Source organism: Flavobacterium sp. (assembly GCF_043773265.1).
Lineage (GTDB): Bacteria > Bacteroidota > Bacteroidia > Flavobacteriales > Flavobacteriaceae > Flavobacterium.
Map to the genome: position 1 here is coordinate 1 of NZ_JAYVFH010000153.1, position 14,177 is coordinate 14,177.

Here is a 14,177-nt window from a genome sequence, read left to right on the forward strand (position 1 = left end):
TAAAATGCCAATTTCACCTAACTTCACCTCAATATTACACCAAGATTGGGAAATTAATTTTTTGCAATGTTATCCAAATGGGTATTTAAAATATACTGATTTGTGTAATATTTTACAACTTACTGCTGCAAAACATGCTGAACTTGGCGGAATTAGTTTTAGTGATATGCAAGAGTTTAATCAAGCTTGGGTTTTAAGTAGAATGAGAGTTGAAATTAAAAAATTGCCAAAATGGAAAGATGTAATTACTATTAAAACTTGGATAAATTCATTAGAAAATTCAAGATCAATTCGCTGTTTGGAAGTATTTAATGGTAATGAAAAAATTGTGGGTTGCGAAACTTTTTGAGCAGTTTTTAATACCAAAACAAGAAGACCAGAAACGTTAGCTATACCAAATGATCATTTTATTAAATATCCAAACGATGGTGCAACAATTAACTCATCTTCTAGAATAAATATTCAACAAGAAATGAATGTTGTAGCAATGAACATAGTAAAATTATCTGATTTAGATATTGTAAATCATGCTAATAGTGTAAAATATTTAGAATGGTGTTTAGATTTTGTAGATTCTAAAATGATTATGAGTAAAAAATTAAAGAGTTTTGAAATGAATTATTTAAAAGAAGTTTCGCTAAATGATGAAATTTCAATTGCTAAAAATGAAAATATTTTTACAATTAATAAAGACAATAAAGTGTGTTTTGCACTTGAACTTGAATTTTAAAAAATAGTTCTTATTACTACTTATTTTTTAGCCCAGATGGAAACGGCATCCTTTTTTTGTTCTCGTTCTTAAAAACGAGAACAAAAAAAGATATAGTGCACAGCTGGAAAAAGCTTCTAAACAAAAAAAACTTCAATTTCTTGAAGTTTTTATAAATTTATTTTTTTACAACTAGTCTAAAACCTTCGCCATGAATGTTAAGAACTTCTACATCTGGATCGTCTTTTAAATATTTTCTTAACTTAGCAATATATACATCCATACTTCTAGAAGTGAAGTAGTTATCGTCTCTCCAAATTTTAGTTAAAGCTAATTCTCTTGGCATTAAATCTTCAACAAAAACGGCTAACATTTTTAGTAATTCGTTTTCTTTTGGAGATAATTTTATTGGCTCATGACCAGGAAAATTCAAGAAACGCAACTTAGAATTTAAATGAAACTTACCAATTTGAAATTCAAACTGAACATTTTCTGGTTTAGTTTCTGCCGCTTTTCTTTGCATTATTGCTCTAATTTTCATCAACAATACTTCAGAATCAAATGGTTTGTTAAGATAATCATCTGCTCCAACTTTGTAACCTTTTAATACATCTTCTTTCATGGTTTTGGCAGTCAAGAAAACTATTGGCACTTCTTTATTTTTTTCACGTATTTCTTTAGCCAAAGTATAACCATCTTTATATGGCATCATTACGTCTAAAATACACAAATCATAAGTGTCTTTTTTGAATTTTTCAAAACCTTCCATGCCATTTTTGGCAAGTGTAACATCAAAATCGTTGAGCATTAAATAATCTTTAAGAATTGCTCCAAAATTTTGATCGTCTTCAACTAATAATATTTTTTTATTTTCTTTTTCCATAATTTTTTAATTTAGCAATGGCAATTTTATTATAAATGTACTTCCTTTTCCTTTTTCACTTTCTACAAAAACTTCACCATTATGGTCTTCAACAATTCGTTTAACATAAGCTAAACCCAATCCGTGACCTTTAACATTGTGTAAATCTCCTGTATGCTCTCGATAAAATTTTTCGAAAATTCTTTTTTGAGCTGTTTTATTCATTCCTGTTCCTTGATCTTTTATTTTAATTAAAATAAAGTCTTTAATATTCTCTGTATATATATTAATAACGGGTACATCTGGCGAATATTTTATGGCGTTGTCTAAAATATTAACAATTACATTTGTAAAATGTACGTCGTTTAGTAGCACTGTGGTTCTATTTGCCTCAAAATGAGTTGTTATAGTTCCTTGTCTGTCTTCAATAATTAAATTAATATGTTCTATAGCATCTTCAATTATTTGATGAACATTATAAGATACTTTCGATATATCAAGTTCTCTTTTTTCTAACTTAGATATTCTAAGTACATTTTCTACTTGTGCATGCATTCGTTTATTTTCGTCCCGAATCATTTGCAAATACCTAAAAATTTTTTCTTTATCATCAATTACTTTTGGATTTTTTATGGCATCAAGTGCAAGATTAATAGTTGCAATTGGTGTTTTAAACTCATGAGTCATATTATTAATGAAATCGGTTTTAATTTCAGAAATCTGGCGTTGTTTCATTAATTGATGTAAAGCATTAGCATAAGCAATAATAATGACTAACGTAAAAATGATTGACAATAATGTAATACCAACAATTTCTCTAAACAAAAATTTCTTCTTTTGAGGAAAATTTACATGCAAATTATACTTGTTATTTCCGTCATTGTCTATAAATATTGGTATTGAATATGTTGAATATTTATCATAACGAAAATGATCTGACTTTATTTTAGTTGCCAATCCGTTACTATAAACATTGAATTCGTATGGTGTATTTACGCCATATTCTTCTAATTCATTTGACAATAGTTTATTAATTTCATCTTTTGAAACTCTATCTTGAATAGGATAATTTGAAACAATATCTTTATATTGAATTTCAAATCCTGCTCGTTCAAGAATATCAACATCTCCAGTTTTTTCTATTGTAACATCAGGAATATCTTTATTTTGAATTCCAGGATTGTCAAATGATTTATTATTAAAAACCTCTGTTTTTCTTTTAGTAGAAAATGATTTTAACCTTATACTGTCTGCATTTTTATCAAAGAACGTTGAAAATATATCATAATCTTCTGCAATAATACTACTAGAATAAATTATAGTTTCATTGGTTTTAGAATTTCGCTGATAATAACCATATTCTAATAAATCGTCTTTTTGAGGAATTTTACCAGTGCTATCCTTAACCCTATTATATTTATTATAAAAAGCATATTGCTCTTTTTTTTGCAACTTACTAGAAACGTTTCCTAATACTTGCTTGATGTGAAATTTAAATTCGTCTTCACTCTTTTCTAATGATGTATTAAACCAATATACTTGAACAAATATTATTCCAAGCAAGGACAAACTCATTAAAATCACTAATAGCCGAAAAACAAACTTATTCATCACAACAAATTTAGTATTTTAACATTTATTCTGTTAATACATTAACCAAACATTAACATTGAAGTCAAAAATTATTTATTTTTCAATAAATTAATGATTTCATCAACTTGTTTCTTAGTATTATCAAAATTCTCATTTACAACAACATAATCGCTTCTTTCAATTCGCTCTTCATCAGATAATTGATTATTTATTCTTTGTAAAACTTTTTCGCGAGTTGTATTGTCTCTTTTTAAAACTCTGCTAATTCTTGTTTCTAATGGAGATGTTACTGTAATTATAGCATCACAATCTTTATAACTTCCGCTTTCAAATAATATTGCGGTTTCTTTAACAATCATTGGAGCTTCTTTATTAATAACTATCCAATTTTCAAAATGTTTTTTTACAGCAGGATGAACAATAGCATTGAGTTGTTTAAGTTTTTCTGGTTTATTAAACACTATAGATGCCAATTTTTCTCTATCAAGTGTATTATTTGGATTTATAATTTCATTACCAAAAGCTTCAGAAATTTGAGTAATTATATTTGAAAACTCCATTACTTTTTTTGCTTCAACATCTGAAACATAAACTGGTATTCCTTTAGATATTATATAATTAGCAACTGTAGTTTTGCCACTTCCAATTCCGCCAGTTAAACCAATTATTTTTGTTTTTTTAATATTAGAATTACCTATATTTTTCACAGGAATTACAGTTTTTTCTATTGAAGGATTACCAACATTTTGAACTGGAATTACTTCTTTTTCGATTTTTTTTGCAACATTTTTTTTAACAGAAGGTTTAACATTTTCAAATAGAGTTGAAGCTTTTTCAGTTGTTACATCAATTGTTTTTTTAATTGACGATTTAAAATTTTCAATTAGAGCTATTGTTTTTTTATCCTTATCAATAGTAGATTTTTGAGGTAATTCAACAATAAAATTCTGCTCTTGAGTTATTGATTTTTCAATAATTGCTTCTTGATTTCTTTCAATAATTAAAGTTTCCTCTATATTTTCTTGAGAAGTTTTTATATCAAAAAAAAGTTTTGGAAAAGCTTCTTGTGGTTTTTTTCTTAAAATATTTATTTTATAAAAAGATTCTAAAAACCCTAATCCGTAACCAAAAAACTGTTTCCAAACTGCAACAATTGATAAAATCCCAATTATAGGATTTCTATTTTCTATGCTCGAAACTATAAAAACAATTATAAAATAAAGAAAATATAATTTCAAAGCCCAATCAAATAAAAGAAATAATAAAAGTATTGAAACAAAAAAACCAATAACAAAAAGCGATGGAAACCAATAGGTTAATTTTTTATATTCTGGATACCAATTATTTAGTATAGGTCGTGCTTTTCCGAATTTAGAAACTTGATTACTAAATTTTTTCCAATCAATTCTTCGTTTATGATATACAAATGCAGATGTAAAAAGTCGTGTTTCAAATCCTAACTTCCATAATCTGATACTTAAATCTGGATCTTCACCCGGATGAATATTTCCAAATCCGTTAGATGTTTCAAATGCTTTTCTAGAAATTCCCATATTGAAACTTCTTGGTTGAAATTTATTTATTTTTTCTGAACCACCTCGAATTCCTCCAGTTGTAAGAAAAGAAGTCATTGCAAAGTTTATTGCTTTCTGAACGTTAGAAAACGATTTCAATGCTATATCTGGACCACCAAAACAATCTACAAAGTTTGAATTTAATTGTTTTTCAACTTCTGATAAATAGTTATTTGGAATGATACAGTCTGAATCAAAAATGATAAAATAATCGCCTTTGGCTTTTTTCATTCCAAAATTTCTAGAATCACCTGGACCAGAATTTGTTTTAAAATAATAAGAAATCGATAATTTATCTGAATATTTTTGAACAACATCTTTACAAGTAATTGTTGAACCATCTTCTACAATTACAATTTCATAGTTGCTTTGATAAGTTGACAGAAGCAAACTTTCAAGTAATTCGTTTATTTCGTCAGGTCTGTTGTAGACTGGAATAATAATTGAAAAATACATTTAAAAAAATTTTAACAAATATACTCTTTTCTATAAAAAAAAAGTCCCGCTTTCGCAGGACTTTTATTAAATATCAAATAAATTTTATACTTATTGCTTAATAACTTTAATAGTTTTAACATAACCATTAGCAGTAACTTTTACTAAATATGTACCTTGAGCCAAGTTTGCCATATCAACTTGACTTTGAGTTGAATTAATAGCTTTTACAATAACTTCTTGACCCAATAAATTCATAACTTGAATTTTTTCAATGTTTTGAGAATATTCAATATTTAAAACATCTTTCACTGGATTAGGATATGTTTTAAAGTTTGCAGTGTCAAATGAATTAGTTGATAAAGATGGATCGGTCAATCGCAATGTAAAAGTACCTTGTTCAGTAGCGTTACTCCAAACTTGAACATAATAAGTGTTTCCAGAAATCAAACCTGTTAAAACTTCGGTTGTTGGTACAGTTAAATCAATATTACAAGTATTTAAAACTGGAGCTAAAGTAGCACAAGATGTACCAGAATAAATATTAAAATTAGAAGATGTCATAGTACTATTAGTAATTAAACAATCAACATTTCCTGATGTTGGTGCAACAAATGAAAACCATACATCTTGTATTGAACCAAAAGCATCACAAGTAGGTTGAGCAGAACTTACTGTTCCAAATGAATTATCTGAAACAACATCTGTAGCATCTACATTAACCAATAATGAAGTGGCACAATCCTGATTGGTAACAGCTGGAGGAATTACAACTGCACAAGTTACATTCATTACAAAAGCTCCAAAACTACCTGTATTAAAACCTTCAACTGCAATATAATAGGTTGTTGTACCATCTGAAACAAAACTAACTTTTGAAAGAACACTTGTAGTTGCTGGTAAAACAGCACATGAGTTATCATCATCGTTACCAGCAATTGCTGTTAAACTGCCAGAAGTACCAGTTAATACTAAAACAGAAGTATCATAAGTTGAACCACATAAATTTAAAGTAACAGTTTGAGCTGTTCCAGTTCCTGTATATTTATACCAAACATTTCGACTGTCTAAATCTACACCAAAAGCTAAAGCAGGATTTGCTTCATCTAAAGTTGCTCCAGTTGTATTTCCAGAATAATTAGTATCACAATTTACAGAAATAGCGTTTGCAAACAAATCATTTGTCATTGGAGTTACAGTTAAAACACCACTTAAATGTGATGTTCCATTCCAGAAATTTCCATTTCCACTTGAATCAATACCACCATAAACATATGCGCCAGTATTTAATCTAAAACGTGTTGCATAATAATAAGTTCCAGCGACTAATGTAGAACCAATATTTGCCTGATATTCATCATTATTAGAAACATGACTAGAATTCCATGTTGCAGGAACCCAAGTTGTCCATGTATTAGGATTTGTATCAGTTGCATTATAACCAACCCAAGCTGTAATTCCTGGAGCTTGTCCAACAATATTTGGAGCAACATTAGTTAATCCACCTTCATAAACTTGACCAAAAATAGTAACATTTGTTCCCGAAATTGTTGATGCTGTTGGTGGCCATTGTAAACTAATATAATCTGGTAAATCAGAAGAAAGTGTTCCACAAGTTACTGTTTTAGTTCTACAAGTACTTTGTGCTGCACATGTTGCATCAAGATGTGTATAAAAACGAATGTTTCCCGACAGAGTTGCAATCCAAGTAAGACTACCAATTCCTGTTGCAGCAGAAGTTGCTCCACTATCTGTACTTATTGTAATTACATCTGTATTAATTGCAAGTGGTACATTATTGTAACTTGAAAAGACATAAGTCTGACCAGAAACTACAGTTACAACTGAATATTCACTTGCATATCCACAAGTTGTAATATCTTGAATTGTAAAGCCATCACAATTGGCAGAATTAGGAACAAATGTTCCTGAAGGCCATTGACCATTAACAGATGTTAAACACTGAGTATAACCCTTACCAACAGTAATTAACATTAAAAGTAATAAAGTAATTTTTTTCATAATTTAATTATTATAAGATTAAAAGGTTAAAGATAAAAAAAAATCGCTTAAATAAGCGAGTTTTTTATTAACAATATTTAACATTTGTTAAAATATTTGTAAAATTGAAGGATTTCAATTGAAAATTTATCCTATACTATCTATTAATATCATTTCATTAGTATCTAATAAATAATCAACTCCATCAAAACCAAATCCAAACAAGTTTAAGAAATCTTGTTTGTAACCTGCTAAATCTCCAATTTCTGGTAAAGTTTCTGTTGTTGCTTTTAACCATAAACTAGCAACTTTTTCTTGAACATCATCTTTCATTTCCCAGTCATCAATTCTAATTCTTCCATTAGAATCTGTTGGAACTTCTTTTCCTGTATATAATCTTTGACTGTATAACCTTTGTATTTGCTCAATGCAACCTTCATGAATCCCATCTGCTTTCATAATTTTATATAACAATGAAATATAAAGTGGAATTACCGGAATTGCTGAACTTGCTTGGGTAACCAAAGCTTTATTTACTGAAACATAAGCTTTTCCTTGAATGTCTTTCAAGCTATCTGTAATTGTGAATGCTGTTGCTTCTAGATGATCTTTGGCTTTTCCAATTGTTCCTTTTCTATAAACTGCTTCTGTAACTGCTGGTCCAATATAAGAGTAAGCAATAGTTGTTGCACCAGATGCTAATAAATTTTCTGCTTTTAAAGCATCAATCCACATGGTCCAATCTTCTCCACCCATAACTACTACTGTATTGTCAATGTCTTCTTGATTGGCTGGTTCTATTGATACTTGAGTAACATTTCCTGTATGAAAATCAACGGTTTTATTTGTAAAAGTTCCGCCAATTGGTTTTAATGTTGATCGATGTAAAACTCCAGTTTCTGGATGTAAACGAACTGGTGAAGCCAAACTATAAATTATCAAATCTATTTGTCCTAAATCAGCTTTAATCATATCAATAGTTTGTTGCTTTACTTCTTTAGAAAAAGCGTCACCATTTATACTTTTAGCATACAATCCTGCTTTTTGTGCTTCTTGTTCAAATGCTGCTGAATTGTACCAACCTGGAGAAGCTGTTTTGCCTTCTGATGGTGGTTTTTCAAAAAAGACGCCAATTGTGGCTGCATCGCATCCAAAAGCACTAGAAATTCTTGAAGCCATACCAAATCCTGTTGATGCTCCAATAACTAATACTCTTTTTGCTCCATCAATTTTTCCTTTTGATTTTACATATTCAATTTGATTTTTGATGTTTTGTTCACAACCTTTTGGATGTGCAGTTAAACAAATAAAGCCACGCATTCTTGGTTCTATTATCATAATTTATTTAGTTTGAATTTTTTGAATTTGTTGATTTTGGCTATAAAATTCAACAAACAAATATAATTTTATTTTTTAGTTAAGCAATTCCTTAGCATGATTTAAAGCAGAATCTGAAACTGTTGAACCCGAAAGCATTTGTGCAATTTCTATAATACGTTCATCTGCTGATAATAACTTTAACTCTGACTGGGTTTGATTGTTATTTATTACTTTAAAAACTTTAAAATGGTCTTTTCCTTTTCCGGCAATTTGAGGTAAATGTGTAATTGAAAAAACTTGCATATTACTGCTCATTTTTTTCATTATTTCTCCCATTTTATGAGCAATTTCTCCTGAAACTCCTGTGTCAATTTCATCAAAAATTATAGTAGGAAGCATTGAATATTCTGATAAAATAGATTTTACAGCTAACATAATTCGTGACATTTCGCCACCAGAAGCTACTTTTTTTAACAATCCAAAATCTGAACCTTTATTGGCAGAAAATAAAAATTGAATTTCGTCTTTTCCGGCTGAAAAATAATTTTCCGTTTGATTTATTTGAATATTAAATCGTGCATTTATCATTCCTAATTGTTCAAGAATTACTGCTAATTTATTGGTTAAAACTGGAATGGCATTTACCCTATTTTCATGAATTTTTAATGCTAAACTATTTAGTTCAACTTCAATTGCTGCAATTTGTTTTTCTATAGAATTTATTTCTGATTCTAGGGTTGAAACCGAAACTACTTTATTGTCCAAATCATTTTGCAGTTCTAATAATTCATCAATTGATGCTACTTGATGCTTTTTTTGAAGTAAATATATTAATTGCAATTTATGATTGGTTAATTCTAATTCTTCTGGATTTGAAATTGTATTTTCAGATAATTGAATTAGCTCTTTTTCTATATCGTCAAATTCTATTAATACACTAGAAATTCTTTCATTTAAAATAGCATATTCTGAAGAGAAAGAAGCAATTTTTTGAATTGATAGTTTAATTTCTTTCAAATTTTGATGAACTCCAAACTGCTCATCATTGGATAAAGAAATGGATTTTGAAATATTTTCTTTAATAAATTCAACATTATTAAGCTTTTCAAATTGAATTTCTAATTCTTCTTGTTCACCAGATTTTAAATTTGCTGATAATAATTCTTCTAATAAAAAAGTATTATAATCTTGTTCTTTTGTAACCGAATGTAGTAATTCGGTTTTAGATTTTAATTCTGATTTAGATTTTTTATGTTCTTTTAATTTATTTGAATAATCAGAAATTAAATCAAAGTTAGAGGCAACTGAATCTATTATTTGAAACTGAACAACATCATCAGAAAGTTCATGGGTTTGATGTTGCGAATGAATATCGATTAAATAATTACTCAATTCTTGTAATTCATTAAGATTTACTGGAGTATCGTTTATAAAAGCACGAGATTTTCCTGATGATAAAATTTCTCTACGAATGATGGTTTCATCTTCATAATCTAGATCATTTTCTTGAAAAAATGATTTTAAATTGTAATTTTTTATTTGAAAATGTGCTTCAATTATACATTTTTCGTCTTTGTTTTTTAATGATGATAAGTCGGCACGCTTTCCTAAAACCAAACCTAATGCACCAAGTAATATTGACTTTCCTGCACCAGTTTCACCTGTAATTACAGAAAATCCATCAGAGAATTTAACTGATAATTTTTCTATCAAAGCAAAATTTTCGATGGATAAAGATGTAATCATTTATAAAGTTTAATTAAAGAAAATTAAAATTTAATTTTTGACCATTTATTAGAATTTGTAGGCGATATTTTATTTAAATTCTCAACTAAATCTGTAATTGGAACTGTTGGTCCGCCAGAAAAAACAGAAACAATTTCGTCAACTTTAGCATCAAAAAATGTTCTTGTTAAGTAAGAATTTGGACGAATAGAATATAATTTACTAATGTTTAAAAGTGATTCTTTTATAGATTCTTTAGCAACCTTTAAATCTTTATTCATAGAGTCTAAACCTTCATAATGATAGGAAAATAAAGTTTCACGATATGCGCTAAGAGTTGGTGCTAAAATATCATTTATCAAGAAAAATCTATTGTTGTTTTTTTCTGATTGCGACCAACCTTTAAAACCGCTTTGTGCCGCTTGATTTACAATATCTTGTGCAGATTGAAAATAATCACTTCCTCCATTTAATGAAAATGTATCTGCATCTGTACCAATTATTAAATAACTATAAAATGCTAAAACAGAAATTAGATTAGTGTCAAAACTGTTAGGATTATAAGTCATGTTTTCAAATTCTATGTATCTAAAACTAAAATCTTTATCATTAATATTAATTAAAGGAGAAGAATAGGTTGAATTAAAAACTGGTCTAGAAGATTGCACTTGTATTGATGCGTTAAACTGATTGGAATCAAACGAATTAACAATAATAAACATTGAACAATTTATCTTTTCTCTTTGTTGAAAGGATTGCTCTGTCCAAACAGTTTTATTCATAAAGTCATTTAAAGATGTTTGTAAGTTCTTAAATATTTGAGTGTTAACATTTGTAATTTTGTCATAATTAACAGTAACAGTACAATTTAACTCTTGGCTATTAGCAAATGCATAGACAAACAATAATGAAATTAAAAAAAATTTACGCATAGAAATGTTGAATTACTTTGTTAATAATATCGATTGCAACTTCTTCTTTAGACTTTAATTCCATTGGTTCAATAGTGAAACTAGAATCAATAAACGTTATTTTATTAGTTGGTTTACCAAATCCTGCTCCTTCATCTTGAAGTGAATTTAAAACTATCAAATTTAAGTTTTTTTTCTGAATTTTCAACTTAGCATTTCAATTTCATTTTCTGTTTCTAAAGCAAAGCCAATTAAAAACTGTTTTTTCTTTATTTCACCAAGAGAAGCTAGAATGTCTTTGGTTTTTTCTAATTCAATTGATAAACTTGCTTCACTCTTTTTAATCTTTTGATTAGCAACTTTTTTTGGTTTATAATCTGCTACAGCTGCTGCTGCAATTGCAACATCAACATCGTTATAATATTCATGACAAGCAACGTACATTTCTTGTGCAGAAACAACATTTATTAACTTAATTGAACTATTTTTTATCTTGCAATGAGTTGGTCCAGAAACTAATATTACTTCTGCACCAAGATTGGCTGCACTATTTGCAATGTCAAATCCCATTTTTCCTGAAGAATGATTTCCTATAAAACGTACAGGATCTATTGCTTCGTATGTTGGACCAGCAGTTATTAGTATTTTTTTTCCTTTTAATGGTAATTTACTTTCTAAATCGGCTTCAAGAAATGCAATTATATTTTCTGGTTCTGCCATTCTACCTTCTCCAGAAAGTCCGCTTGCTAATTCGCCAGATTCAGCTGGAATTATAGTGTTTCCAAATTCCTTTAATGTAGTAAAAGTAGCAATTGTAGATTGATGTTTATACATATCCAAATCCATTGCTGGAGCAAAATATACTGGACATTTTGCAGATAAATATGTAGCAATTAATAGATTATCACAATTGCCATTAGCCATTTTAGACAAAGTATTGGCTGTTGCTGGTGCAATTATCATTAAATCTGCCCATAATCCTAGTTCAACATGATTATTCCAATGAGCATTTTCATCTTCTTCATTATAAAATGTAGAATAAACAGGATTTTTAGAAAGTGTAGATAATGTTAACGGTGTTACAAAATCCTTAGAAGCAGGTGTCATTATCACTTGGACATGCGCACCTGCTTTTATGAAAAGTCGAACTAAAGTTGCTGTTTTGTATGCGGCTATTCCGCCAGAAACACCTAGCACTATTTTTTTTCCGCTTAAAACTGACATTTTAGTAATTATTTGTCTGAATTTCTGTGGTAAATTTTATCATCCAACCACTCTTGTACTGCAAGAGCATGTGGTTTTGGCAATTTTTCATAGAATTTTGAAACTTCAATTTGTTCTTTGTTTTCAAAAACTTCTTCTAAACTATCGTTGTAAGTAGCAAATTCTTCAAGCTTATCAATCAATTCTTTTTTGATTTCAGCATTGATTTGATTAGCTCTTTTTGCTATAATAGTTATTGCTTCATAAACATTTCCTGTTGGCTCTTCAATAACTGTTTTGTTATAAGTTATTGTGTTTACTGGTGCGTTAGTTTTTTTTAAATCCATGACATTTTATTTGGTAAATTGTTGTAATTCTTTATCTATTATAACCAACATATCGTTAGCTTTTTCTTTATATTTTGTATCTCCTTTAAACTTTATTAAACTACTATAAGATGTTTTTGCGGTTATCAATCTAGCTTCCATTTTTTCTTGAACACTATTTATTGCTAGTTTATAAGCCGAATCAAATTTATAATATAATGCATCTTCTTTATATGTTGTACCAGGAAAATCAGAAATAAAATTATCTAATGCAATAATTGCAGCTTTGTGGTCTTCAATTGAATTAAACAACTTTGCATTTTCATAATATTTTTTTTCTAGTTTTTCTTTCATTGCTTTTACAATAGAGTTGGCATCAGCAAAATATTTTGAATTTGGATAAGTATCTAAAAAATATTGTAGTTTTTCTATTGCTTTATCTGTATCGGTTTGATCTAAACTATAAACTGGTGACAACATTGAATAACTTTTTGCAGAAAGAAATGCTGCTTCTTCTACATTTTGGCTTTTTGGATAACTTGACACAAAACTTTCAAAATGATATGCAGACAAACTATATTGCTTGTTTTTATAATAGGATTGTGCGTGCATATAAAATAAATTCTCTGCTTGTGGCTTTCCTTTATAAGCTGGCGATATTTGTTCAAACAATGTTATTGCTTTAAAATATTTGCCTTTTTCATACAAATTTGTTCCTGCTTGCAATTTTACAGCAGTATCATCAGATTTTAATGCTTTTTGATATTCATTACATGATGAAACAAAAACAGCCAAGATGATAATTAATATTATTTTTTTCATTTGAAATATTTGTGTGTTCGAAATGATGTTTTATTTGCTAAAATTTCGAACTGCAAAATTAGTTAATAATTGGTTACAATAAAATATTTTTTTCAGTTCATTTTATTTGTAAAATCTCTAAGCTTTATTGCCAAGTTTTCTTCTACATTTACTAAAGGTAATCGCACTGTGTTTTCGCTCAAGGTCAATGTTTTTAATACTTCTTTTATACCTGATGGATTTCCTTGCTCGAAAATCATTTCAATAGTATCAGCAATTTGATAGTGAAGATTATAAGCTTCATCGGTTTTTCGGTTCAACCCTAAACGAATCATGTCTGAAAATTGTTTAGGAAAACCTTCAGCAATAACAGATATCACTCCACTTCCTCCAGCCAAAACAATTGGTAAAGCAATCATATCATCGCCAGAAATAACATGAAATTCATCTGGTTTATTTTGAATTAATTTCATTGCTTGAACCATATCTCCTGCAGCTTCTTTTATTGCAACAATATTTTTAAAATCATTTGCCAATCTTAAAACTGTTTCAGGTAACATATTACTTCCTGTTCTACTTGGAACATTATATAATATTATTGGTAAAGGAGAATTTTCGGCTATTTTCTTAAAATGTTGATAAATTCCTTCTTGTGTTGGCTTGGTGTAATATGGTGAAACTGATAAAATCGCATCAAAATCAGAGAAATCTCTAGTT

General features: G+C 28.5%; 12 protein-coding genes and 2 pseudogenes. 2 read left to right on the plus strand and 12 right to left on the minus strand.

Going from position 1 to position 14,177, the window contains the following annotated elements:
- A partial coding sequence (locus ACH2BO_RS08340) for an acyl-ACP thioesterase domain-containing protein (RefSeq protein WP_395044285.1) occupies nt 1–349 on the plus strand: 349 nt, incomplete at its 5' end.
- Nucleotides 350–487: 138 nt separating this feature from the next.
- Nucleotides 488–730, plus strand: coding sequence for a hypothetical protein (locus ACH2BO_RS08345; RefSeq protein ID WP_395044286.1), 243 nt, complete (start codon nt 488–490; stop codon nt 728–730).
- Nucleotides 731–887: 157 nt separating this feature from the next.
- Here the strand turns inward: ACH2BO_RS08345 and ACH2BO_RS08350 are convergent, their stop codons facing one another.
- The 12 genes and pseudogenes from ACH2BO_RS08350 to dapA all read right to left on the minus strand — a co-directional run.
- Nucleotides 888–1,592 (minus strand): response regulator transcription factor, encoded by a 705-nt coding sequence (locus ACH2BO_RS08350; protein ID WP_395044287.1) that lies wholly within the window; start codon nt 1,590–1,592, stop codon nt 888–890.
- A 6-nt stretch (nt 1,593–1,598) separates the two neighbouring features.
- The gene (locus ACH2BO_RS08355) at nt 1,599–3,182 is read right to left on the minus strand and encodes a sensor histidine kinase (protein WP_395044288.1); all 1,584 of its coding nucleotides are present in this window, start codon (nt 3,180–3,182) and stop codon (nt 1,599–1,601) included.
- 71 nt (nt 3,183–3,253) lie between these two features.
- Entirely contained in the window at nt 3,254–3,871 is a 618-nt protein-coding gene (coaE, locus tag ACH2BO_RS08360; protein ID WP_395044296.1) for a dephospho-CoA kinase, read from the minus strand.
- Nucleotides 3,872–4,198: 327 nt separating this feature from the next.
- Nucleotides 4,199–5,194, minus strand: a pseudogene (locus ACH2BO_RS08365) (glycosyltransferase); the annotation flags it as partial.
- 90 nt (nt 5,195–5,284) lie between these two features.
- Nucleotides 5,285–7,195 (minus strand): T9SS type A sorting domain-containing protein, encoded by a 1,911-nt coding sequence (locus tag ACH2BO_RS08370; RefSeq protein ID WP_395044289.1) that lies wholly within the window; start codon nt 7,193–7,195, stop codon nt 5,285–5,287.
- A gap of 126 nt (nt 7,196–7,321) precedes the next feature.
- On the minus strand, nt 7,322–8,512 hold the full coding sequence (fabV, locus tag ACH2BO_RS08375; RefSeq protein ID WP_395044290.1) for an enoyl-ACP reductase FabV: 1,191 nt from the start codon (nt 8,510–8,512) through the stop codon (nt 7,322–7,324).
- A gap of 75 nt (nt 8,513–8,587) precedes the next feature.
- Entirely contained in the window at nt 8,588–10,240 is a 1,653-nt protein-coding gene (recN, locus tag ACH2BO_RS08380; RefSeq protein WP_395044291.1) for a DNA repair protein RecN, read from the minus strand.
- 23 nt (nt 10,241–10,263) lie between these two features.
- Complete coding sequence (locus ACH2BO_RS08385; protein ID WP_395044292.1) at nt 10,264–11,151, minus strand: DUF4835 family protein; 888 nt, start codon at nt 11,149–11,151, stop codon at nt 10,264–10,266.
- A pseudogene (gene coaBC / locus ACH2BO_RS08390) lies at nt 11,144–12,354 on the minus strand (bifunctional phosphopantothenoylcysteine decarboxylase/phosphopantothenate--cysteine ligase CoaBC). The gene ACH2BO_RS08385 and the pseudogene coaBC overlap by 8 nt, the downstream one beginning before the upstream one ends.
- A gap of 8 nt (nt 12,355–12,362) precedes the next feature.
- Complete coding sequence (locus tag ACH2BO_RS08395) at nt 12,363–12,680, minus strand: DNA-directed RNA polymerase subunit omega (protein WP_395044293.1); 318 nt, start codon at nt 12,678–12,680, stop codon at nt 12,363–12,365.
- A 6-nt stretch (nt 12,681–12,686) separates the two neighbouring features.
- A complete protein-coding gene (locus tag ACH2BO_RS08400) occupies nt 12,687–13,481 on the minus strand; it encodes an outer membrane protein assembly factor BamD (protein ID WP_395044294.1) in 795 nt (264 codons plus the stop codon).
- Between the two features lie 92 nt (nt 13,482–13,573).
- The coding region (gene dapA, locus ACH2BO_RS08405) for a 4-hydroxy-tetrahydrodipicolinate synthase (RefSeq protein ID WP_395044295.1) at nt 13,574–14,177 on the minus strand (604 nt) is incomplete at its 5' end.